Source organism: Idiomarina ramblicola (genome assembly GCF_003987255.1).
Taxonomy (GTDB): Bacteria; Pseudomonadota; Gammaproteobacteria; order Enterobacterales; family Alteromonadaceae; genus Idiomarina; species Idiomarina ramblicola.
The window spans coordinates 321,304-345,303 of sequence record NZ_PIQC01000004.1 but is presented as its reverse complement, the minus strand read 5'-3'; the positions used below and the strand labels follow the sequence as shown (position 1 = coordinate 345,303).

Sequence of the window (24,000 nt, the reverse complement as noted above, 5' to 3'; positions counted from 1 at the left end):
ACCTATGTTCAATCCAAAGTTTGTTTTAACTGCAATGTTAGCGGCGTCTGTAAGCACCGCAGCTACAGCCGAAGATGTCGAAACCGAACGCCATAAAGTGAGCGTCAGCACACTGGCGGATGGCTTTACCAACCCATGGGGGATGACGTTCCTTCCCGATAAAAGCATTTTGGTGACAGAACGATCGGGAGACATCTACTGGGTATCAGCTAATGGTAGCTACCGCGAGAAAATCAGTGGCACGCCGGAAGTTGTTGCTAAAAGTCAGGGCGGTATGCTGGATATAACCGTTGACCCGGACTTTGAGGAAAACAACTGGGTTTACATTAGCTACTCCGAAGCCGCCCAGGACGACGGTAAAGGCAACAGTACGGCCGTTATGCGTGCCAAACTTGAAGACAAACAATTTACGGATAAAGAAGTTATCTTTCGCCAGGCACCAAAATATGAGAGCAATGCACACTTTGGTTCGCGGTTAGTCTTTTCTCCTGAGGGACATTTATATATTACTCTCGGTGACCGTTATTCACGCATGGATGATGCGCAAACACTGGATAACCATCACGGTAAAATCGTACGTATCTGGCCCGATGGCAGTATTCCGGAAGACAACCCCTTTGTTGGCGATGACAACGCACTTGACGAAATTTGGTCCTATGGTCACCGCAACGTTCAGGGCGCTGATATTCATCCTGAAACCGGAAAGTTATGGTCGGTTGAACACGGCCCTCAAGGTGGCGACGAAGTGAATATTCCTGAAGCCGGTAAAAACTATGGCTGGCCAGAAGTGACCTATGGCGTTGACTACGGTGGCGGAACCATCAGCGAAGACGCCGTAAAAGAAGGCACTGAGCAACCGTTTTATTATTGGGTTCCGTCTATTGCAACAGCCGGCGCCACCTTTTATACCGGTGATGCCTTCCCTGAATGGAAAGGTGACTTCTTTGTGGCGGCCCTGAAAAGCTCGGTAGTTGCTCGCCTGGACTTGTATGAAGGCCGTATGATGCATGAAGAACGCTTGTTTGAAGATGCCGTTGATGCACGCATTCGTGACATTACCCAAGGACCCGACGGTTACCTTTACTTACTAACCGACCAGTCTGACGGTGCCATTATTCAGATAAAACCAGCGGATTAATTATGTTGTATTCAGCTGTATTTAGAAAACTCACTTATACGGGGCTGCCTTTATTGGCGGCCTCTTTCGTTGTTCATTCTGCAGATGTTGATGAGACCGTTGTGGTTACCGCAACACAAAGTGAAACTCCCTGGTTAACCACAGCCGCCAGTATCGACCGGGTTAATGTGGAAAGTACCTTACCTTCAATGAAGGTTGACGCCGGTGATGCATTAGCTGGCGTTGCGGGAATTCAGGCTGACAACCGTTACAATTATGCGCAGGATACCCGTTTGGTAGTTCGCGGCTTTGGCTCACGAGCAGCCTTTGGGGTCAGAGGTTTGCAGCTAAACGTTGACGGTATTCCTCTGTCGATGCCGGACGGTCAGGCGCAAACCTCCAGCATTTTTCTCGACAGCATTGATTCGCTTGAGGTGTTACGCGGCCCCTTAGCAACGTTGTACGGTAACTCCGGTGGTGGTGTGGTTGAATGGTTCAGCCGCAAACCGACTGAAACCTCGCTGGAGTGGGGTGGACAGTTCAGCGAGAATGATACTCAGCGGTATAACGTCAATGCCCAGTGGGCGACTGACAATAAGCAACTGCAACTTCTGGCATCGGATTTTCAGACGGATGGCCCACGCCGACATAATTCCGCCGAGCGCCAGCAGCAGGCGGTGCGTTGGTATCATCAGTGGGATGATCAAAACCGGTTCATTATCCGTTACGATAATAACGATGCACCACTGTTGCAGGACCCCAGCGCGCTAACACCCGAAGCCTGGCGTGAAGACCCGACTCAAACGGTACAACGGGCGGTGGACTTCAACACACGGAAAGATATTCACCATCGTCAGGGCTCCTTTAGCTGGTTTCATGAGCGCGACAACGGTGAAGGGTTAGTCTCACTGTGGCAGGGCGATCGCGATATTGAGCAGTTTCTGCCGTTTGCCGGTGATGACAATACCAGTTCCGGTGCCGTTATCGATGTATCGCGCCAATTCGAGGGGGCCCATGCCCGCTGGCGCCAGCGCGGAGTCAATTGGTCGGCAACCGTTGGAGCACAAATAGAGCGCCAGCAGGATCACCGCTTTGGTTATGTGAATGACAGCGGTGAAAAGGGTGACTTGCGACGCAACGAATTCAACTGGATAGAAAATGCTTCCGCTTATCTGCGTTTTCAGTGGCAATTGTCAGAACAGTGGTCAGCATCGGGCGGAGTCCGTTACAGCGACATCAATTATGAGGTAAAAGACTATTTTACTGAACTGGATAACTCCGACGACAGCGGCAACAGTGACTTTAGCGAGACCACCGCTGCCGTTTCGGTTACCTGGCAATTCCTGCCAACCTCGGCGACTTACCTGAGTGTCGGGCAGGGCTTTGAAACGCCGACACTAACTGAACTGGCGTACCGCAACCAGGGCTCAGGCCTGAACCGCGAGCTGGGTCCTTCAACGAATGATCAGTGGGAGTGGGGTATCAAGCACCAACTGCCGCAAAACTGGCGTCTGCACTTTGCTTTCTTTGGTATTAAAAGTGAAGACGAAATACTGGTGGATCAATCAAACGATGGGCGCACGACCTACCGCAACGCATCAGAAACCTCGCGGGAAGGTGCAGAGCTGAGTATTAACGGGGCGCTAACGCAACAATTAGAGTTACTGCTGTCATACAGCTACATCGATGCAACCTTTGATAATGGCCCACTGCAGGGTAATCAGTTGCCCGGTGTCGCAAAAAGTCAGGGCTATTTGCGCCTTAACTGGCAGCCCACAGAGCAATGGTTGGTTCAGTTAGCCGGACAGTACCGTAACGAGACACCGGTTAATGATGCCAATGACACCTTTGCGCCGTCTTATACCACCTGGGATATTGCGGTAAGCCGTGATTGGCAGTGGTCTAAGAGTGAACTGGATGTCTGGGCACGGGTTGATAATATTACAGACAAAGATTATGTAGGCGCCGTTGTCGTCAATCAGGGAAGCGGGCGTTCATTCGAACCCGCTGTAGGGCGGCAAGCAAGCGTCGGCATCAGTTGGCGCCGACGCTTTTAAACCCGTTTTACAGGTGAGTTCTTAACACATCGAGCAGGCGCTGAGCCGTCTGCTCTGATGATGCTGGGTTCTGACCGGTAATCAGCATGCCGTCCTGCACCGCATAAGCCTGCCAGTCCTCTACCTTGCGATAATGGCCGCCTTTGGCGGTCAACTCATCTTCGAGCAGAAAGGGAACGACTTCGGTAAGCTCTACTGCCGCTTCTTCGCTGTTACTGAAACCCGTAACCGTACGGCCCTGAACAATCGGGTCACCACTGGGTGTTTTGGCGTTCAATAGCACGGCTGGTGCGTGGCAAACAGCCGATACCGGTTTACCCTTACTCCAGAAATGCTCAATCAACCTAATAGAATGCTCGTCGTTGGTTAAGTCCCATAGCGGCCCATGGCCCCCCGGATAGAAAATCGCGTCAAAATCTTCCGGATCAACGTCATTCAACTTACAAGTGGTTTCTAACTTCTGTTGCGCCGTTTTGTCTTTATCGAAACGCTCTGTTGCTTCGGTCTGCGCATCGGGCGTCGTGCTGTTCGGATCAATTGGTGGTTTACCACCTTTAGGTGACGCCAAAGTGACATCCACACCAGAATCAGTAAACACATAATACGGAGCGGCAAACTCTTCTACCCAGAACCCCGTTTTATGGTCTGTGTCACCGAGTTTATCGTGTGAGGTTAATACCATTAATACTTTCACTTATTACTCCCGTTAAATGACTTTCAAGCCTATTATAGACTACGCAATAAAATGCCTGATTGATCACTCGCCGTGCTGTTCCAGCCAACGATATAGGGTACGCCGGGTAACCCCCAAAATTTCGGCGGCTTTAGATTTATTTCCCTCAGCGTGCGCCAGCACTTTGCGAATGTACTGGTTTTGATAGTCATCCAGAGTCGGCCACTCGGCAGTGTAATCCACTTCTGGATCATGCTCACTGTCGAGGATTCTTTGAGGTAAGTCTTCAACCGCAATTTTATCGTCCCGGGAAAAAGTAAAAGCACGTTCAATAGCGTTTTGAAGTTCCCTTACGTTGCCCGGAAACCGGTAACGGTAAAGTTGCTCAAGCGCTGCCGGAGAGATACTACGGACGGTTTTATCACTGTTTTTCTGCAACTGCTGTAAAAAATAGTTCGCTAATCGCTCTATGTCCTCGCCACGCTCACGCAAAGGTGGCACTCGTAAACTAAAGGTCTCGAGACGATAAAATAAATCCTGCCGGAAGCGTCCGTCTTCAACGTGCTTTTCTAAGTCCTGGTGAGTAGCCGCCAGTATCCTGACATTAACCGTTTCTTCCTCGTCACTGCCAACAGCCCGGATAGTCCCTTCCTGCAATACACGTAAGAGCTTCGCCTGCAAAGCCATTGGCATCTCACCAATTTCATCCAGCAATAAAGTACCGCCGTCTGCCTGCTTCAGCAAACCCTGACGCTTTTTCTGTGCGCCGGTAAACGCGCCTGCGGCGTGTCCAAAGAATTCACTTTCCATTAAGTCGGCCGGAATTCCGGCGCAATTTACCGCCTGGAAACTATGCTCGGCGCGATCACTTAACTGATGCAATGCCTTAGCCACCAATTCTTTGCCGGTGCCACTTTCACCCGTAATTAAGACGCTGCCGTCAGCTGGCGCAATACGTTCTATCTGGTCATAAAGCTTGCGCATTGCCGGGCTCTGTCCAACCAGCCCTCCCGGCCCTTTTTGTTGCTGCTGGTAACGTTTTAGCTCCCGCTGCAGTGAGCGATGCTCAAGAATACGTTGGACACTCAGCAATAAGTGCTCGACATCCAGAGGTTTAGTTAAAAAGTCATCGGCCCCCTGTTTTAAGGCATCAACGGCCTGATCAACGGTACCGAAAGCGGTTATCAACAGCAGCGCTGGCGCAGTATCGTCATTTTTCAGGCTATCTAAGAGTGACAACCCGGACTGTCCCGGTAATCGGATATCGCTGATGACCAAATCGAGTGGCGCTGCTGCTTTTTTAAAATCCTCGACACAGCCCCAGGCGGTTACCTTGTAACCCTCGGCTTCCAGTTCTTCAACCAGTAACTCCTGCAGAGCCGGGTCGTCTTCAATAACGCCTATTATGGCTTTCGCTGCTGTCATTCGTTACCTCCATTGGTGACCACTTGCCGAATGCATTGCGCGGGCAAACTTAAGGTGACTCGACAGCCACCACCCGGGTTATTGGTCAAAGACAATTCTCCGTTATGATCATTCAATACGTGTTTGACTATCGTTAAACCGAGGCCAGTACCTTTACCCTGCGGTTTATTCGTTTCAAATGGCTGCAATGCCTTGTCCTTCATGACTTCGTGCAGCCCCTCACCGTCGTCGTCAATGGTAATAACCAAGCCGCTGTCAACCAATTCAGCTGCCACTAACACCTCTGATTTAGCGGCCTGCAACCCATTACGCAACACATTAACTAACGCCAGCTCCAGTCGCTTAATGTCTACTTTTAGAATCACATCGACCAGTTCTTTCACCGCAACTTTGGCCGAGCCTTTATCTTGTTCGAACTCGATACTGGTCATTGCCGTTGCCACTAAATCACGCAACGAAATGGCTTCACGCTGCTGTACCGGCGTTCGGGAAAAAGCGAGCAACTGATTCACCAGCCCGGTCAATCGCTGCACCTGACCTCTCACGGCTTTTAACTGGCGTTGGCTGTCGTCGTCCTTATGATTACGCAGTAACCGGCTGGCGCGTCCGTCAATAACGGTAAGCGGGGCTCCCAGCTCGTGTGCCACACCGCTGGCCACGCTACCAATAGCCGCCATTTTCTCCTGTTCTCGCAAGGCTTGTTGTAGCGAAGCCTCATGCTCACGTCGCTGCTCCAGCTCTCGCTCGGCTTCAGTAATACTATCCAACATGCGGTTAAAGCCCTGGGCGACCTCCTGCAGTTCGGACGGTCCGGCAGGTGTTACACGAGTGCTGCGGTTACCTTCTGCCACCTGCAGCATGGCATCCTTTAATGCCACCACATGTCGGCCCACTCCGCGATAGTGGCCGAAGACCAATACAGCAATCGTAATCAACCCAAATGCCGCCCAACTCAACCAGGCGTATTGGCTCAGCGTTTCAAAAGATTCGTCAAAGTCACTGGCTCGCCGGTTTATTTGCAGCAAACCAATAATGCGCCCCCCGCGATCAACAATAGGAAGAAACTGAGAGAAAACATCACGACCTTCAACGCGCCGATAGTCATCCTGCTTGATTCCGGTTTGAACGGTTTGTAACGCAAGCTGACTGTTACTGAGGTCAGTTTCGGTAATACCCGCTTCAGCCACTTGCTGACCATATACGTTATAGACCGACGCCCCATAAACCCGGCCAATGTTGAACACCGAATCCAGGTTTGCCTGAACGGTTCGCAAATCGTTATTAAGCAACGCATCGCTTATGGGTAAGCTGATAGCTCGTCCGAGTAACTCTAAGTCACTCTTTAAGCGCTCATTCGCTTCATCGGACGCCACTTGCAATCCAACACTTATCGCTACGCCGGAAATCAGCAGCATAGGAACAACAACATAAATAAGGAGCCGTCGTTGCAAGCTGGATAATGGCCAACTGTATCTTTTTGTCACACTACCTCCTTTGACTGTGTACTAAGGATACACATTTTTAGGCGGGTTTTCTGGCCTCAAACTTCCCGAAATCAAAAATCGATATAAATCAATAACTTGAAAAGTTGGCACAGTCTTCGCTTTAGTTAGAGTGTTATTAAAACAGATAAATTCATTTAGGAGATTATCATGCAAAAGACAATTATCGCATTAGCAACAGTATTCGCACTGGGCAGCACCGCAGCAATGGCTCAACAGCAACAAGCTCAGGATCCAATGGCACAGCAGCAACAGCAGCAGACTAAGGAAATTTCTGAAGGTATGCTGGTTAAGTTTGTGACCGCTATGGAAGACGTACAGAGTGTGACTGAAAAATACCGCGATCAGTTCCAGGAAGCAGAAAACCAGGAAGAAGCTCGTGAAATTCAACAGTCTGCTCAGGAAGAAATGATTGCAGCCGTTGAAGATGCTGGCCTGACTCCACAAGAGTACAACATGATCATTCAGCAAGCGCAGAATGATGAAGAACTTCGCGCTCGTTTAGAAGAAATGACGGGCGAAGAAAACTCTTAATTCGTAGTTAGTTTAAAACGAAAGCCCGCCGCTCTGTCTGAGTCGCGGGCTTTTTTTGTGTCAAGACTGTAAAATCCGTAATCAGTTGGCTCTGGTTACGGATTTTTTTGATCATCTCTCCTATGCTTTACGTAGGCTTAACTAGAAGAATATTCTTTAACGCAAGGAGAAAGCGAAGTGAAAGCATCCGATTTATTCGTAAAAGCACTTGAAAACGAGGGTGTGAAGTACATTTTCGGCATTCCCGGCGAAGAAAACCTAGACTTACTTGAGTCCCTGTCAAAATCTGATATCGAACTCATTTTAACCCGCCATGAACAGGGCGCGGGTTTCATGGCTGCCACTTATGGCCGCCTGACCGGAAAACCGGGCGTGTGTCTGTCGACCTTAGGTCCGGGCGCAACCAACTTGGTTACCCCCGTCGCCTATGCGCAACTTGGCGCAATGCCAATGGTTGTAATTACCGGACAAAAACCGATAAAGGAGCGTCATCAGGGTCAGTTTCAGATCATTGATGTGGTCGACATGATGACCCCCATTACCAAATACACACAGGCAATTATTAGCGCCAGCAGCATTCCGGCGCACATACGTGAGGCTTTCCGTCGGGCCGAAGATGAACGCCCTGGCGCCTCTCATCTGGAACTCTCTGATGACATCAGCCGCGAAGAGGTCAACAGCCTGCCGATAGAAGCCAGCCATTCGCGCCGTCCCATTACTGAACATAAATCGGTTCGCCATGTACTGGAGTTACTGCGCGAAGCAAAACACCCCGTTCTGCTGATAGGTGCTGCTGCCAACCGTAAAATTACGGCCAAAATGTTACGTGCCTTTGTCGATAAAACCGGCATTCCTTTTATTACTACGCAAATGGGTAAAGGCGTTATCAACGAAGATCATCCTCGCTGGCTGGGTAATGCAGCCGTTTCCGATGGTGACTATCCGCACCGGGCGATAGAAAAAGCCGATTTAATCCTTAATGTGGGCCACGACGTGGTAGAAAAGCCCCCATTTATGATGAAAACCGGCGACAACGACAAGCGTAAAGTCGTACACATTAACTTCCAGGGTGCAGAAATAGACTCGGTTTACTTCCCGCATGCCAGCATGATTGGTGATATCGGCAACAGTATCTGGCAATTAAAAGAGGGCACTGAACCGCAAGACCACTGGGACTTCGACTTTATGTTGAAGGTTCGAGACCATATGCGTGACCATACCGATGAAGGAGCCCATGACGGTAGCTTTCCGGTTTTACCACAACGGCTGGTAGAAGATGTCCGTGAAGTGATGCCAGATGACGGTGTTATCGCGCTGGATAACGGCATTTACAAAATTTGGTTTGCGCGTAATTATCCCGCACGTCAACCGAATACGGTATTACTCGATAATGCCTTAGCGTCAATGGGAGCCGGCTTACCTTCGGCAATGGCGGCTAAGCTCGTCAACCCGGAAAAGAAAGTCATGGCGATATGCGGTGACGGCGGCTTCATGATGAACTCTCAGGAGCTTGAAACCGCGGTTCGTATGGGGCTGGATATTGTTGTCGTTATCTTAAACGACAGTGGCTATGGCATGATCAAGTGGAAACAGCAGCACATGAAACTCAGCGACTATGGCTTAGATTTCAATAACCCGGATTTTGTGAAGTATGCAGAGTCTTATGGCGCTAATGGGTACCGTTTAGATAAAACAGAGAACCTGATACCGCTGCTAAAAGACTGCCTTAGCAAACCCGGTGTGCACCTTATTGATGTGCCCGTAGATTATTCACAAAACGACCGGCTGCTGAACGAAGAAATTCCCGAACGCAGCCGAGCCATTAAGGCCAATTAAGAACGAGTCGGATCGGTATCCGCGAAGTAAGGGTAGTCGTTTAACTTATCGACAAAGGCCTGGAGTCGCGGATACTTATCCAAATTAAAGCGCTCACGGAATAGCCCCCAACTTAAGAAACAACCCAGTCTTACTTCGCCGTCACTAAAAGGGTGCGGCCCTTCGTAGGCGCCCGCGTGCTCTTTCTCTTCCATCAGTTGAAGTATGTCTTCAACTCGTTGTTGCTGACGTTTAAGGTACTTCACGCTGTCTGGCGTTACCCCTTCTTTTTCCAGTAAGAACAAGTTAATCGCCGAATCCATTGCGGTGTTGACCAGACAATATTGATCAAAATCTTTGGCATCAGCGAAGAACCGTTCATCTGCCTTGTCACGAATGTATTTCAGAATGCTGGTGGAGTCATGTAGACGCAAATCATTGTGATGCAGAAAAGGAACTTTTTTAGCCGGACTTAATTTAGCGCTGGTTTCGAAGTCCGTTTCGGTAAATGAAAATTTTGTTTTCGTCTCCAGTAAAGCAATACGGCAATGTCTTACATAAGGTGAGGTATAGCTTCCGAACAATTCCATGATCTTCTCCGGTTAATGATCTCGACAAGCTTCGTCTGGGTACTCTAGCTCAATCGTTGTATGAGCCAACTCAAACACAGCCAACTGTTCCGATATTTGTTGTTTTAAAAGCGCTCTCTCTGCGCATTCCAGTTCTTTTGATACCACAATATGTGCCGTTAAGACATGACGTTCGCCATCCAACGACCAAAAATGTAAATGATGAGCATCGTTAACGAGTTTTAACGATGTCAGTTGCTCTCGTATTTGTCGATAAACTTCCGGATCCGGGGACGCCTGCACAAACAGCTTAATCGTCGAGCCCAGGTGGCGAATAACGTTGACTAAAATAAATAGAGTGAAGGCAATGGATAGCAAAGGATCCAGAATAGGCCAGTCAGCGAACATCAAAATGATAGACACAATTAACACCGCGACCCAACCCAGCACATCTTCAAGCAGATGCCAGTTGAGCACACGCTCGTTTAACGACTTGCCGTGAGAAAGTTTAAACGCCGCATAGCCATTTACAATAACGCCGAACACAGCCAGTAATGCCATACCTTCGGCCATGGGCATTACCGGGTCCCATAACCGTGGAATAGCTTCAAATAAAATCCAGATAGAGCCTGCGGTCAGTACAACCGCATTGATAAACGCGCCAACCAGAGATAAGCGTTGGTAACCGTAGGTAAAAGTGTGAGTCGCGTCTTTTCGGCTGAACTTATCCAGCAACCAGGCCATACCAATTGAGATGCTGTCACCCAAGTCATGAACCGCATCAGCTAAAATGGCCGTACTGTTGGTCAGCACCCCACCAATAAACTCAATAATGGTAAAACACAGGTTGAGAAAAAACGCCCAACCGATGCGCTCCGATGAGCTTTCGTGGTGATGATGGTGGTGCATAAATCTCCTTAATTACCAATTTCAGTAAGTTTTCATCTTAATACTAAGCGAGCCAGAATTCGACATCAGAGATTAATTGTTATATTATAACATTATGTTTAGGTCGTTCGTATCGACTACTCAGTTATAAGGAGAAAGAAATGAGTGATCGACTCGGTATATTTTTCTCTGGCCTGTGTTTTGTCCATTGTCTGGCAACGCCAATACTGCTTATTTTTCTGGGAACCAACTCGTTAGTAAGCACTCTGGAAACGCCTTTTTTTCACCAGCTACTATTGCTTCCAGTGTTAACCATGGCGATATTTCAGGGGTATTATGCCTGGAAAAACCCGCAGGCTAAGCTCAGTCGGGTATTACTACCGCTTGGTTGTTTAGCGGTCGTTATTGCCCAGTTTTTTCATGGCCCAATTGAAATTTTACTCACTGTTATTGGCTCGCTTACCTTAATTAGTGGTCACTTTTTTCATTTAAAGCACGAGCATTGCGCCGGTCAGAGCTAACCGGCGCTACTTGTAAGATAAAAGCCCATTCCGCCTAATAACCAGAGGACACTGATACCGCACAGTCCATTCATGACCTTGTCGCTCAACGAAGAAGAGCCGCCATGGTCATGATGATGGTGGTGTTCGTGTTCTTTTTGCTTCTGTCGCCAAAGTACAACCATAGCCACGCTCAGCAGTAAGAAAATAAGGTTTAAAACAAAACCATAATCCAGCTTAAAGTGCTGTTGTTCTGCCGGAGAGGACCACTGCGACGCATCCGGCAGTAGATCAAACGCCAGTAAACCATAATGCATGGCTAAAGAAGTCGCGACCAGACAGGTAAAGAGCATTAAGGCTATGTACAGAGCCATTTTCCAGCCATAATACCGCGCATTGATTTTGAGCACCGGTAGTACAATTAAGTCGGAAAAAATAAATGCCATAACACCGGCAAAGGCCACACCTTCACCAAACAAAACGGCAGCCAATGGAATGTTCCCCATAGAGCCAATAAAGGTGAAAAATGCTGCCACAGGGCCGACTACCGCTTGCTGCAGTAAAGACCAGAAACCCGGATCACCCTCTGTACCCACACCAATAAACAACCATTCAAAAAACGCACTGGGCACAAAGGCAGAAATGACGCCGGCAACAGTGAAACCAATAAGTACGTCCTTCCAGACCATCTGCCATTCCATTACGTATTTTTGGCCGACCTTTTGCCAGGTATCCTGACTGAAAAGATCCGATAATGTGCTCTCGTGTTGATTTTCCTCGTCCTCTTCGTCTTCTTTTCGCGCATTCTTAATCAGGTTTTGAGGGTTAGTTAACGTAATAAAGAGCCAGACGAATAGAATCAGCAACAACCCGCCAACGTATTCACCCACCACAAACTGCCAACCAAGGAAAATAGAAATAACAAAACCCAGTTCAATGACCAGGTTCGTGGAGGCCAGCATAAAGGCCATTGAAGCACTGAACGCCGCGCCCTTGTTAAACAAAGCCCGGGTGGTTGATAACGCAGCAAAACTGCAGGAACTGGAGATAAAACCGAAAAAGGTACCCAACGAAACAGACTTAAGGTCATTACCCCCCATCGCCTTGCGCATTCGTCGCTTGGTGATAAGCACTTGGATTAAGCTACTAATTAAATAACCTAATACAAACGCCCATAACGCCATCCAGAAAAAACCCAGGCTGGTGTAAGCCGATTCGCCCCATAGCGATAGAAAATTCTCCATGATAGCTCCTTACAAACTGTCAGTTTCACTATATACCAACAAGGAAGATCCGGCCATTGCCCTCCAGTTAACCATCCCATATAGTAGGGAAATTAATTAACATTTTACTAAAACTAAACTACGAAGAAATTTTATGTTAAAGAAGAGAAACGCGTTACTGCTTTTTACATTACCTTTTCTTGTCACCCTGATTTTTTACAATTTTGGGTTTAAATTTATCAATCAGATTATCGGAAATAAGGAAGTTGGAATTTTAGTTACCTTATTGATAACGATATATTTTCTGGTTGTCGCTTTGCTGTCTTTTAAGCTTGGAAAAGCAACTGTGGCGCTACTTACAATAGCGATATTGGCTTTGATGTTCTTACCTGTAAGGCAAAATATCTCAGTTGTAAGCACTTTGAAGGTAGATTCTGAAATTTTTTGGGTAGAGCGCCATAGAGGAGCTTTGATGGCTTATAGCGCTAACAATAAAGTTCTCATAAAACCAGAAAGACTTTACCTAACAGATGACACAATTTATGAAGCACACCTTGAAAACAAAGACGGAGAAGTTTACTTAGTCTACAAGAAAGATAAAGATGACCCTTATCTATCGAAAAAAATCTAAAAACTGATGATTACCCTATTGGCAAAGAGAAATGATTTGAATAAGAACGATAACGATATTCTACTCCCCTTAGCAGGCGTACTTTGGACGATTGTCATGTTAGGAGAGGGGGCTCTTGGCTCGCCGGAGCTCCTGAGTTTCGGCTTTGTCTATGTTTTTATTTATATCTCGAGCCGGTCTAGTACCTCTAAAGAAGTTCATTTTGTCAAAAGGTGGCTTTCATACATCAGCATTACAGGTACTGCTTTTTGGATGATATCAAGTGGAGGAATAACTGCTGGGTCGCCTCTGGCCGCCGTTTACTTTTACTCACTTCCGGTTACGGCCTTATTCTTCAGTATTGTTATTAATATGCTGTTGAATAGAGAAAAATGAGCTCTCTAATAATTATTTCAAGTATTGAGGATACAACAGTACCTAAAAGTAATGGCGCAGAAAAATAAAGATATCTTCAGTATTAAATTTAAGATACGACAAAATGTAGTCGTACATTAAAGTTTTTAAATTTTCTCATCTCTATTAATAGAGTTAGATTTGCGATTACAACACTTCTAACATTAAAGATCTTAATTTAAAAAGAGCAACTTTACTCTTATGACATTAAAGCTTTAAAAAAATTAAAGGGCTTACTGTTCGTGAGCCCGGCCAACCACCTGGTTCAAACGATGGCGCCCTTTCAACCGTTGGTAACACTTATAGGTATAATGGTTCTATTCTAGGGAGGGAGGAGAGGTCACACATTACAGTTGGAAAAATACTCTAGGATTCTTAACCTAATTTTGTGTTATGCTTAGGCTTTATGGGATTAGGTTTGAATTTCATTGTATACGGTAACGCTGTATACGGTCCTGTTTTGAAATGAAAGTATGTAAATGATTACTTTTTTCGGTCGCCGCAGGCGATGAACTTAACCGTTTTGATAGGGCCAGTCTTAACATACTGTTTTTTAAGGCATTAAAAGCATTGAATGTCAGAGGCAAAGTTGATATTTTGAGCAAAACTTGTCGGAGACTATGTAAGTAGTTAAGGTGATTACATGTTTTTTATCGATGAAGACTTCGTTTGATGTGAAAAGGAGATGCTAGGCATCTCCTTTTTATTTTATTAGCATTAAATTCTCTCAAACCGCAACTACGAGCATTTCTTGCTCTCTCTTTTTCAGCTCACAGTCTATCTCGCTTTTTAAACCATCGAGATCATCATCTTTCAAGAAATGCTCACGAGCCCCTGCAAATTGCGCCAACTCAACATAGCAATCAACGACCTTTCCAAGATCGTCCTTATTGCGAAACTGAGTATAAGTAAATGCTTTAGCGCAACCGTAGTTATGTATACGGTCTCTGAAGTTGTACCTGTTATTTATGTAAGCCAGTTCGAAACAGTCGGCAGCACCGCGTTTATCGCCCTCATTATACTTTATAACTCCTTTTACAGAACAACAATAGGATAGATTCTCCGTAAGCTCATCCAAAAATTCTGTCTTATCCTCACTTGAATCTTGCTTCTCCCATAAGCTTTTCATATCTTTGTAACCATGAATTAGAGAGCCCGATAGATTATTCAAGTGCCTTTTTTTCTGCTCTACATCAAGATTATTCTTTCCCTTACCCTCTATGTATTGCCGATAAGCGTCTTTCAAGTCTATTAATTTATGTAGCAGCCTTATCTCTTCCTTTAAAAGGTTTAGCCGGTTAACCTCGGAGATAACTCTGCTACTGATATCATGAGTTTCCTCTACCGTTTTACGAGCTTTATAAATAAAGTAGGCGATCACACCAATTATCAGACCAATAAAACCAAGAACAATTTGAACAAAGCTTACGAAAGACTCTAAAGACTCTCGGGAGCTAGAAGCAGATGAAGCAGCACTGTTCACCGCTTGGTCACTCGAGTGAGTCAAAACACGTAAGTTCTCTGAGTGGATATTCTTTACATGCCCAATTAGAGTTGCCATTCGGTTACTGAGCTCATCTAATTCATTATCGACTATCTCACGCGTTTCCTCTTCCGAAATATAGCCTCCGTTAGCTAGTAACTCACTCTTTATACTAGAAACTTCCTGACTAACTGTCTGAAGCTGACTCTCGACGGTGTCCAAAGACTTTTCTATCTGACTTTGGTTTGTCACCTTGCCTGTATCGGGTTCATTTACTGTATTACTAGCATGTTTTAAAGCTTTGTCGTACAAAACAGTTTCGGTTACTTCTGCTTCCGAAAAACATGAAAAGATTATAAACAACGATAAAAACGTAAGTTTTTTCTTATTCATATAGCTAACCATCTTAACTATAGTTTAATAATTAAATTTGTTAGACTTTCAGAAAAATTGACACCTAGTCTGAAAGAAAGTAACAGCGTTTGCTAATTAGTTTTACATCAATAGGATCGCCCCCCTTAATTCTTTACTTTTTCTTCCTATTTTCATGGGGGTCTAATCTAATTTTTCTGAGTTAGCATTTATTAAAACTAACGTGAATACTACCTAAAAACTTGTGGGTTTATGTTTGCTCTAGGGATATAGTCTCTTTCTTTCTCCATTTTCGAGCTGATATTAATTCATCAACGGCTTAACTTTCTGCTGACATATAGTCTATTACAAAGCGATACTCTACAATTTTTCCTACCAAATCATGCAGTTGGCAAACCTGCGTTTTTAAGGCAGAGTTTTCCAATTAATCATACAACTCCGGCTTCAACCAAATCATGCTTTCGTCTAAGCTAGCCTGCCCGCCTTGTTGAGGGCTAGTCCTCAACTTACGTAATACTTTATTTTCATGTACTACAAAGCCAGCTTGTTGAGCAAGCTCGCACAGAAGAGTCGTCACGGGAATCCGTATTGATTTATATGCACTATCTCCAACAACAATAACTATATTGCCATTTTCGGATATTTTTCCTCTCATCGTTGTGAGTAGTTGAAAAAGGTCATCAAAATACGCTAAAACCATCTCGGGAATATCTTTATTCCAAAGTTCATTTCTTATATTTTTTAGTCCTGTAATCACTTTATCCAAAGCCTTTGGTATATCAAAGTTTACTTCATAGCTACGATTTACTTGAACGTGCGACCTAAGCGTCTTTGCTCTTAGTTCTTTGCAGCTATCATTTGATTTAAAGTAGCCAAGCATCCAAAGCTCAACATTATAAACATCCGTATAATCAAAGCTATTAGGGTAAGGAGGTGAGAAAATAGATAGCTCGAAACCATCAATGTTTTTAGCGTGATCTAAACAGCTTCCTCTTAATATCTCATACTGCTCAAGTTTAGTAGAATGCTTTTGAACATCGGATATTGCTTGTTGTGCTTTCTCGTTAAACGCTTGCTCTACGTCAATCGCTGATTTCTGTCGCGAGTTCCAATTTTGGCGGTATTTTCGACCCTTCCCGCTTATGAAAATATTACTAATCGGGACCAAAATTGAGCCCAAAATTATTGTAAAGAACCGCCTATACTTTTCATCACAAATACGCTCTATAGCTTCTCTATATTGAAGTATTCGTTTAAATGAAGATTTATTATAGAGCCACTTACCAGAGCGACCTGGTTCACAAAACGTTTTAGGAAATGAATCAACTTTTAGTGAAGGTTCTATATCAGCTAAAGTTTCGTATTGAATCTTTGAAAGATATTTTTTTAGTTTTTCTACGTGGTAGCTGCATAACTTTGATTCAGTCAAATCAGCTAAAAACGGGTTAACCTCGACGACTGTCGAAGGGATACCTAAAAACTGAGAGGTTATGGCACTTGTTCCACAGCCTCCGAAAGGATCAAATACGTGGGAAGGTAATTCATCCAATTGATCAACAACATCGAGTACAAGTTTCGGAGAGTACGCTTCTTTAAAACGGAACCAACGTTGAAATGGCACATTTACACTGGGTTGGTTAGAAGAAATAGGCGCTTCTAAATCTAAGCTACCCAACCAGTCTAGAATATTTTTTCTATCTACAGCTGCTTCTACAGGCCCAGTCATTATCAGATCCTTTTAAATTTTCCTATAGTATAACCTATATAAGTAACTGCCGGAAGAGCTCCACAATTAAACTCTCCGAGACACGGAGTTGCATCTCGAAAAAATCGTTCAAACCACTAACTACACAGTGAGTTTTGGCTCCATATAAAACCTAACGGGCCTAGAAAAATCGTGCCTAACCTTATCGTACTCCACTTTATAACTAATATTCGTTCTCCTATAGAAGAAAAGATCATCTTTAGTCGGGTTACGACTACTTTTTAACCCTTTCCTACGAGCATCAAAAACCACTAAAACTCCGATTATTTCTTGCTTGGGGTTGTAGTCGTTAGTATCCTCCAAATAGTTATTTAATTGTCTCGCGCCTTCGTTTGCTCTAGCGTCTCTATAGTTAGTTGTAGATTTACCATCATCGTTTACAGAGTCGCCTAACCACTTAACTTCAATAATAGCTAATCTATTAGATCCCCGATAATCAATATTTAGGTCAACAGGGTGTGAGTCGTCGGTGTTTCGTTCCGGAGTTACATCTGCATATTTACCTAAAGTATTTCTTAGAAATTGGAGTAGCGAGTCCCTCATATATTCCTCAGGCTGTGCCCGAAGATAAAATCGTTTCTCGTCATACCAACACCGTTCCAAAATTTTACAGGTAGACCGCCTAGCGTTATGGTTATGATATTCGTTTAAAAGTTCTTCAAGTCGCTTAAAATCAAAGCGCGTAAAAAAAGAACCGTAACCGGGCGGCGGAGATAACAAAAGACGCTTACTTCCAAAGCAAATGTACTCTTTATTTTCTTTTGTCATTTCATAATAAAGTATTGCACTGGAGACTACGGATTCCGCATCACAATCATATAAAAAGTATTCACTAGAATTTTTTATGTCAGAAACTAATACTGCTTCTTTATCCCTATCGCACACCGGATACTCTCGTAATAGATCAGTATACGATTGAATGTGAACAAAAGAATCACCAAGACTAGTACAGTCGTCGACTAAACCAATCTTGACGCCTCCTTTTAAAGACTCATATGAAACATGGCTGAAGAATCCCTTTATAGACCTTACTAAACTAACCAGTTCGGAAGTCGTCACCTGCTCACTCTTAGGAATCCTAACAAAGAAGGCCTCGCGCAAGTATTCAATTATATCTTGGCTACTATCCTGCATGATGAAACTCATCTAACTTTTTATTGTTATATGTAATCCACGAGAGAGTTGCTATGAGTTTATCATCTTCATCTAATCCAACCCTCGCACAGATGTTTAGTAAACTTCTATATATTCTCTTTCGCGCAGAGCTCCCTAATACTGCTCTCGCACTGCTTTTAGTAGTAGAGTTTTCCAACTCAGGGTTGCCGTAGATTCCCCTTAATATAAATTCAATAGGGGAAAATAGTGTGGTATCGGATGAGTAACTCAAATACTGAGTTCTCATATGGTATTTAGCATTACCAGTTATGAGCCCCAAGAATCTTCTGCCATTATCTGTTAATGACAGGTTCCTGGAACGTTCATTTGTGCCTTCTATCAATCCCCGCCTACGGAGATAATTAACAGCATCAAGTATCGACGTTGACGTGACTTCTCCGTCAGCGAGGTAAAATTCATAGCCCCAGTTTGAGTATGGTGTCTTATCGACCACACCCACGAGGCAGCTTAAATATAGAAAGGCGCACAGCTCTTCAATTGTAAGTTCACTGGAAAAATTTTTTTCAGAGCACTGCAAAAGATAAAGAACATCAAAGACAGCTTCATCTATTACTTGGCTCATAGCTCAGCCGCTCCTGTTAAAAGATCTTCAATCTCTTGGTATGCCTTATCAAACTTAGACTCTGCTTTCTTTTGAACTGAAGACAAATCTGACCAACTTAACATCCTCTCTAACTGCATGTTTTCTTCTGTACACTTTGCAGCCAATTCTTTTAGGATCTCCGAACTATTTATATTGGCAGTGAAGAACAAGCTCTTACCACTACTGACAAAGTTATAAAACATTTCGCCTACCATTTCTTCATATGCTATATCTAATGACCCCTCCGGAGTATCGAGAAGCATTGTCACACTCTCATCCGGCTTGGTTGAAAACTTAAGTAAGCTCATCTTCAATGCTATATCTATAAAAAAACGCTGACTTTCTGAAAAGTGGTAACCCTGTCCGCGGGACACTCCATCAAGAGATATCGACAAAATTGACTTTTTAGCAGAAGGCGCATTTTTTTTATTAAAGTTAATATTTATTGGTATTCCCAAAAACTGTTCAGCTAACTCTTTGAAAAGAGGTAAAAATGAACTTTCTATTTCAAAATATTTGTCTTCCAATAAACTAAAACAGTTTTTATATTCTTTTTCGCATGCCTTTCTTCTTTCCACTAGTTTTTCTTTATTTTCATGCAGCGTTGCTATCTGGCTATTGTATTCCTCTAGGTTCTCCTTAACTTCCTCAGTACGAAAGTTTGGTCTACCGTTAGGAAAGTCAGATTTTATTTTTCCTTCTAAATCCTTTTTTCTCTCTCTTAGCTCCGTAAGTTCCTTCTCTGACTGGCTCAACCGTATTTCTGATTTTTTTACATTATCATTTTTCTTTTGTAGCTCTTCGTCTATTTTCTTTAGCTCTTCATCTAACCCCAGATCATTTGAAGTTCTTTCACTAAGCTCTGCATTACAAACAGGACAACCCTTTGACTCCAGCTTTTTCTTCAGTTCATCTAAAGATTCATCTGTATCACTACCACAATTAAAGCAGCTTCCTCGCTCTATTGACTTTTGTAGCTCTCGAGAGATATGAGAATGGGTAAAGCCCGATGCCAGTTGATCAAACTTTTCTCGATAATTGTTTTCTAGTTTAAGAGCCTTGTGATATTGCTGCGCTATAAGAGCCTTTTCTTCACTAACATTTGCTTCTAAAACTTCAATATCACTCTGTATCTCCTCTAAAGAGTCAAATAATTCCTCCGCAGACTCTATATCTACACCTTCCACAGAGTTTATTTGCCCCAGCGCCTTTTTCTTTAAATCTACAACTTGCTTTATCGCAAACTGTGTATTCCTCTCTTGAGAGGATAATTGTGCTACTCTATGCCTTAAGGTTTTTGCCTTATCCGAGAGCTTTGAATCCAATCCTATGCATGTAAAAAGCGCGTCTTCCAAAGCTTCTGAATCCCAAAACAGCAGATGATGATTTTCATCAAATGAGGATATGTACTGGATTGCAAAGGCAAACCTTTCAAAACTTCCCAAATTAGAGTGCTTTGAAACGAAATTCTCATAATCTTTTGTTTTTAAAGCGTTTTCTTTTCCGTCGCTTTCGTAAATTAATGAGTTAGACTTTAAGTCTCGAATGACTAACTCTTCGAGTTCAAAAGGCTTTTCAAATAACCTTCTTATTCTGTACTCAAAACCACCTAAAGTGAACAATAGCTCAATAGAGGAAGATGATGATGATTCGTTCTTTAATCTGCCCGGAAAATACTTAGCCGTATACCTCTTAGCATCGGCGAGGCGGTTTTCGCTTTTTACACTCGCAGAACTTTGTCGCCGTAAGTAGCCACAGAGCCCAAATATTATTGAAGAAAGAAGTGTGGACTTCCCTAGCCCATTAGCTCCGGCTAAGCAATAGGCATTTCGGTTTATTTTTAGCTTTACGTTGCCGTTCACCTTCTGATATATACCGAAACCTTCGAGGCCTATAGAACGAAGATGGGGTAACGATATTAATTCTCTTTCGCTACTTTTCAGTTGCCCGCCCATAAGAAATACCAATTTTTAATCTAGTTAGTACACTAGGCTATTACAATTAGTAGGTTTTAGTCTAGTAATCTTAGTAAGTCATTATATTTGGATAACAGGCCTAGCATTAGTAGCTGAAGTTTATAGGGGCTCAGGTAAAGGGCTAACCCAACACTTATTTTACCTGTTGAAGTTTGAGAAACTAACTTAACCTTCTCCTTACTATGATGCCCTTAGTCATTAATTTAAAAGTTGAATGGCACTCTCGCTTATACTACTAAATCGCTAATAGAAAGTTACTAGCCCAACGCTCTAAACTTTCCAGAGGAATATTTCCCCCGCCAGATCCACCATGTCTCGGATGATGAATGCTAGTTACGTTTCCATCGAGAACCTCCCTTTCAATTACCGCCGACGGCCAGCTTAATGTTTTCTCAGTGATCCCTTTTACTAACGTAGGCCGAACATCATTCCACTTTGATGGAGTAGTTCGAAATAATTTCGAAGATAGTTTGCTAACCCCATCAGAAGTATCAACCTCCAAGATATACGCATGTCGTCCCTCATAACCCACCTCAACGCAACAAATGACCCGAGGGTCACCATTCTTCAACAAATGCTTTTGACCTCGTCCTGACTGCGGCAGAGCCGTTATTTCTTTTGATAGCAACGTGACTCCATTTTTCTGAAGTAGCTCCAGCATGTGATGAAAAGCTTCGAAGCGGCTTTCACACATTCGGGTTAAATCTGTCTCGTCATTAGGTCCCGTAAAATCAGCGGCGGGAAGTTTCCCTCCTTCCGTAGGTTCGTCAGTGCTGACCTCTTCGCTGGCGACTTCATTGGGTTCAGGGTTAGAAGCCACTGTATCACTCTCGACTACCTCATTCACTTTGGCGGTTTGGGTATGCCCAAGGAAGTTAATGGTGTGAGTGTCATTTATTAAAATTACCGGTTCGTTATTATTAGATGCGGTTTCATCATCATTGATTTCATGTTCATCGGGGCGCTGTGTCCACGGAGAACCGTTTGGCGTGCCTCCAGTTTGTTTATTTTCATAGCGTTTAAAGGAGTCATGCTGGAAAAGAACTTTATCCGGCAAGCTTCCGTGAAAGGTTAAATCCGTAACTTCTTCCACAAAGAACTTATTGTTGGTTTCATCCTGCCGACCATGGAAAACAAACGACCAACCAAGCATTTGAGGCGGTTCAAATGAAAACGTCCACATTTCCCAACCATTATTCACTCTGGAGAACTGCTTATAGTGCCTAAAAATACTTTCAAATGATTTACGAGCGTTACGGTCTATCAAAAGCCAGGCCAACATCCGTCGAGTACCTGCATCATCAAATGCATTTTTTGGAAAGGCGGATAGCTTTAAAACATTAACAATCACCTTTCCCTCATTTAAACGCTCTATGACGTCAAACTCATGCGTTAACGTTTCAGAGGTAAGTGCCGCACGGCACAAATAGCCGGAATGTAAAAACAAAACCCGGGCGAGCTCTAGCTGCGGAATGACAAAACTTGGCTTCCCGGGCGTTTCAATCAGGAATCCTTGTTGACGCGCTTCTACTTTCGCTAGTGACGCATAGGCAAACTCCGGAAACTCGTTCAAATTGCACTCACTAATTATTGAATCCCGGGTGATTGAACATGAAGCTCTGTCACGTTTTGGCTTTTCACCTATGGCATTTAACATCCGCCCCCGGGCAAGCATGGGTAAGTTAGAGAAGGCGGCATGACGCTTATTCTGTATTGGACTCAACCAGGCATTAATACGCCAGTATTTTGCTGTCGTGCTTCGGAAGAGATCGCCTAGATGAAGCAGCTTCGAATTGTTCTCAATGCCTTTAAATCTGTCCGCCACGAAGAATTACCTCTCTTAAAAACTCATCGGATCCATCAGTAATCCGCTCGATACTCAACCCGGCCAATCGTAACAAACGCCAATGAGACAACTCTTCATGCTGAAATAGCAGTTGGTAAGCCGCGTAAGTCAGTCTTCTTATTTGATAATCCGTTATGGATTCCGAGTAGGTATCGAGGCAGTGATTCAGTATTGGAAGCTTGGTAAGATTTTTAGCGCATGAGCGGCCATGAGGGAGGTGATTAATCAACCAAAGCTTCGATAACCGGGGAGCGCTTAAATCAGAGTCCTTTTCAGTTATAAGCTCTAAGCATCTTCGCGTTAGTGTTAAGTCGCGATAATGCCAGTTTATTGACTTGTGCCCGTTACGTTTCCGTCTCCTGCCTGCATTAAAGTCTATTAACCATTTCCTATCATGCCGATAAAGCCATGCGTAAACGCCTCCTTCAGCACGCCTAGCCTCCTTTATTTCTAATCGTCGCAGTAGTGATTGCCACTTCGTTCGATAGATATCGGCTTGCCCTTTGGTCTTTTGCTTAACAAGACGGCGAATAGGTACGGCCCGCTTTTTCTTTACTTCATGGATCGTTTCCGCGACCGTCGCCTTCAATTTTAATGTTTGCCATACAATTAAGTGCTGCAAGGCACTGAATGACTTGCGGTGCTTACGGAAAATCGTTCTCAGCCAATTCGCGTCATTTTTGACGTCAAAGTCTAAATTAAGCTCTTGAAGAGCAGAGCTCGGAAAGCAGGACAGCAATGCTTCTGCTATCTGCTCATGGTCTGCATAACGCCCTCTGGTCATTGCGTTGTCAGCCGCTAATGCCTGATAAAAAGACGTCCATTGATCAAATGACGCCGACTCCATTGCCGGTAGCGATAAGACCTCGTTTGCTGATGAGCACAGCTTAAGCAAGCCCGGGTGAATCTTACCAGTTACTTCAGACTCATTTTTTATAGTGGTGGGACACAAAACGTAGGCGTGTCGATGCTCTTGCCAACTTTCCGGTAAGTTCTTCAGGCATGCGGAACATACGCAGGTATTGAGTCCAGGAATAAACCACCGTCTATCCCAGAAGGTTTCTCCGTAATCCCTTATTTGATTTTCCATACAAGAAGGGCAAAGACGAAAGTAACTTACCGCTTTTACTCTTGATGCAGCGACACCGAGCATCATATGAACCGCACCATTGCTGAACCCTGACATTAGTTTTATCGCACGCTGTCTAATAGACTCGGGTACGAACGGTGCATAAAAAGGGAATAGGGTATGTTGGTAAATCAGTTTTTCAGCAGAATATTGACCTGTTCTTGCCAGATGTTGACTGATCTTCTCAATATGGCTGGGTAAATCTAACGTTGATATCACCTTACGGTTGCCAAAGACTTCATCGAGCAACTGCTTAGGGCTGGAAATGGCTTCATTAACGCCTGTCCTCGCTATGACACTGTAAATCAGCTCATTAGGATAGGGGACAGGAACATTCGTCATT

Annotated in this window: 20 protein-coding genes; 7 read left to right on the top strand and 13 right to left on the bottom strand. The window is 44.3% G+C overall.

Going from position 1 to position 24,000, the window contains the following annotated elements; all coding sequences use genetic code 11:
- The first annotated feature begins 4 nt into the window (after positions 1-4).
- Positions 5-1,138, top strand: coding sequence for a PQQ-dependent sugar dehydrogenase (locus tag CWI78_RS07235; protein ID WP_126781665.1), 1,134 nt, complete (start codon positions 5-7; stop codon positions 1,136-1,138).
- Positions 1,139-1,140: 2 nt separating this feature from the next.
- On the top strand, positions 1,141-3,174 hold the full coding sequence (locus CWI78_RS07230; RefSeq protein WP_126781663.1) for a TonB-dependent receptor family protein: 2,034 nt from the start codon (positions 1,141-1,143) through the stop codon (positions 3,172-3,174).
- Positions 3,175-3,181: 7 nt separating this feature from the next.
- On the opposite strand, the gene CWI78_RS07225 is transcribed toward CWI78_RS07230, so the two are convergent.
- The 3 genes from CWI78_RS07225 to CWI78_RS07215 form a co-directional block, all read right to left on the bottom strand.
- Positions 3,182-3,868 (bottom strand): type 1 glutamine amidotransferase domain-containing protein, encoded by a 687-nt coding sequence (locus CWI78_RS07225; RefSeq protein WP_126781661.1) that lies wholly within the window; start codon positions 3,866-3,868, stop codon positions 3,182-3,184.
- 63 nt (positions 3,869-3,931) lie between these two features.
- Entirely contained in the window at positions 3,932-5,272 is a 1,341-nt protein-coding gene (locus tag CWI78_RS07220; RefSeq protein ID WP_126781659.1) for a sigma-54-dependent transcriptional regulator, read from the bottom strand.
- Positions 5,269-6,756: a sensor histidine kinase gene (locus CWI78_RS07215; RefSeq protein ID WP_244213091.1), complete on the bottom strand. Its 1,488-nt coding sequence runs from the start codon at positions 6,754-6,756 to the stop codon at positions 5,269-5,271. Before CWI78_RS07215 ends, CWI78_RS07220 begins: the two co-directional genes overlap by 4 nt.
- 168 nt (positions 6,757-6,924) lie before the next feature.
- On the opposite strand from CWI78_RS07215, the gene CWI78_RS07210 reads away from it, so the two are divergent.
- Together CWI78_RS07210 and CWI78_RS07205 are read left to right on the top strand one after the other, a co-directional pair.
- A complete protein-coding gene (locus CWI78_RS07210; RefSeq protein ID WP_126781657.1) occupies positions 6,925-7,308 on the top strand; it encodes a DUF4168 domain-containing protein in 384 nt (127 codons plus the stop codon).
- A gap of 177 nt (positions 7,309-7,485) precedes the next feature.
- The gene (locus tag CWI78_RS07205; protein ID WP_126781655.1) at positions 7,486-9,144 is read left to right on the top strand and encodes an acetolactate synthase large subunit; all 1,659 of its coding nucleotides are present in this window, start codon (positions 7,486-7,488) and stop codon (positions 9,142-9,144) included.
- Here CWI78_RS07205 and CWI78_RS07200 read toward each other — a convergent pair.
- Positions 9,141-9,713 carry a glutathione S-transferase family protein gene (locus tag CWI78_RS07200; protein ID WP_126781653.1) on the bottom strand — a complete coding sequence of 191 codons (573 nt, stop codon included), beginning with the start codon at positions 9,711-9,713 and terminating at the stop codon, positions 9,141-9,143. The two genes, CWI78_RS07205 and CWI78_RS07200, sit on opposite strands and share 4 nt — an antisense overlap.
- Positions 9,714-9,725: 12 nt before the next feature.
- Positions 9,726-10,601 carry a cation diffusion facilitator family transporter gene (locus tag CWI78_RS07195; protein WP_126781651.1) on the bottom strand — a complete coding sequence of 292 codons (876 nt, stop codon included), beginning with the start codon at positions 10,599-10,601 and terminating at the stop codon, positions 9,726-9,728.
- A 140-nt stretch (positions 10,602-10,741) separates the two neighbouring features.
- On the opposite strand from CWI78_RS07195, the gene CWI78_RS07190 reads away from it, so the two are divergent.
- Complete coding sequence (locus CWI78_RS07190; protein ID WP_126781649.1) at positions 10,742-11,101, top strand: MerC domain-containing protein; 360 nt, start codon at positions 10,742-10,744, stop codon at positions 11,099-11,101.
- On the opposite strand, the gene CWI78_RS07185 is transcribed toward CWI78_RS07190, so the two are convergent.
- Entirely contained in the window at positions 11,098-12,324 is a 1,227-nt protein-coding gene (locus CWI78_RS07185) for a permease (protein WP_126781647.1), read from the bottom strand. The genes CWI78_RS07190 and CWI78_RS07185 overlap by 4 nt on opposite strands.
- Positions 12,325-12,457: 133 nt before the next feature.
- On the opposite strand from CWI78_RS07185, the gene CWI78_RS07180 reads away from it, so the two are divergent.
- Entirely contained in the window at positions 12,458-12,934 is a 477-nt protein-coding gene (locus CWI78_RS07180) for a hypothetical protein (protein WP_126781645.1), read from the top strand.
- 36 nt (positions 12,935-12,970) lie between these two features.
- Positions 12,971-13,309 (top strand): hypothetical protein, encoded by a 339-nt coding sequence (locus CWI78_RS07175; protein ID WP_126781643.1) that lies wholly within the window; start codon positions 12,971-12,973, stop codon positions 13,307-13,309.
- Between the two features lie 745 nt (positions 13,310-14,054).
- Here the strand turns inward: CWI78_RS07175 and CWI78_RS07170 are convergent.
- The 7 genes from CWI78_RS07170 to CWI78_RS07140 all read right to left on the bottom strand — a co-directional run bounded on the left by CWI78_RS07170 (position 14,055) and on the right by CWI78_RS07140 (position 23,999).
- Entirely contained in the window at positions 14,055-15,203 is a 1,149-nt protein-coding gene (locus tag CWI78_RS07170) for a hypothetical protein (RefSeq protein WP_126781641.1), read from the bottom strand.
- A 403-nt stretch (positions 15,204-15,606) separates the two neighbouring features.
- Complete coding sequence (locus tag CWI78_RS07165) at positions 15,607-16,908, bottom strand: hypothetical protein (protein ID WP_126781639.1); 1,302 nt, start codon at positions 16,906-16,908, stop codon at positions 15,607-15,609.
- A gap of 120 nt (positions 16,909-17,028) precedes the next feature.
- The gene (locus CWI78_RS07160) at positions 17,029-18,081 is read right to left on the bottom strand and encodes a hypothetical protein (protein ID WP_126781638.1); all 1,053 of its coding nucleotides are present in this window, start codon (positions 18,079-18,081) and stop codon (positions 17,029-17,031) included.
- Positions 18,071-18,685, bottom strand: a complete 615-nt coding sequence (locus CWI78_RS07155) for a hypothetical protein (protein ID WP_126781636.1) — start codon at positions 18,683-18,685, stop codon at positions 18,071-18,073. The genes CWI78_RS07160 and CWI78_RS07155 overlap by 11 nt, the downstream gene beginning before the upstream one ends.
- A complete protein-coding gene (locus CWI78_RS07150; protein ID WP_126781635.1) occupies positions 18,682-20,661 on the bottom strand; it encodes an SMC family protein in 1,980 nt (659 codons plus the stop codon). The genes CWI78_RS07155 and CWI78_RS07150 overlap by 4 nt, the downstream gene beginning before the upstream one ends.
- 256 nt (positions 20,662-20,917) lie before the next feature.
- Complete coding sequence (locus CWI78_RS07145; protein WP_157982702.1) at positions 20,918-22,507, bottom strand: Tn7-like element transposition protein TnsE; 1,590 nt, start codon at positions 22,505-22,507, stop codon at positions 20,918-20,920.
- On the bottom strand, positions 22,491-23,999 hold the full coding sequence (locus tag CWI78_RS07140; protein ID WP_126781631.1) for a TnsD family Tn7-like transposition protein: 1,509 nt from the start codon (positions 23,997-23,999) through the stop codon (positions 22,491-22,493). The genes CWI78_RS07145 and CWI78_RS07140 overlap by 17 nt, the downstream gene beginning before the upstream one ends.
- Between the last annotated feature and the right edge of the window lies 1 nt (position 24,000).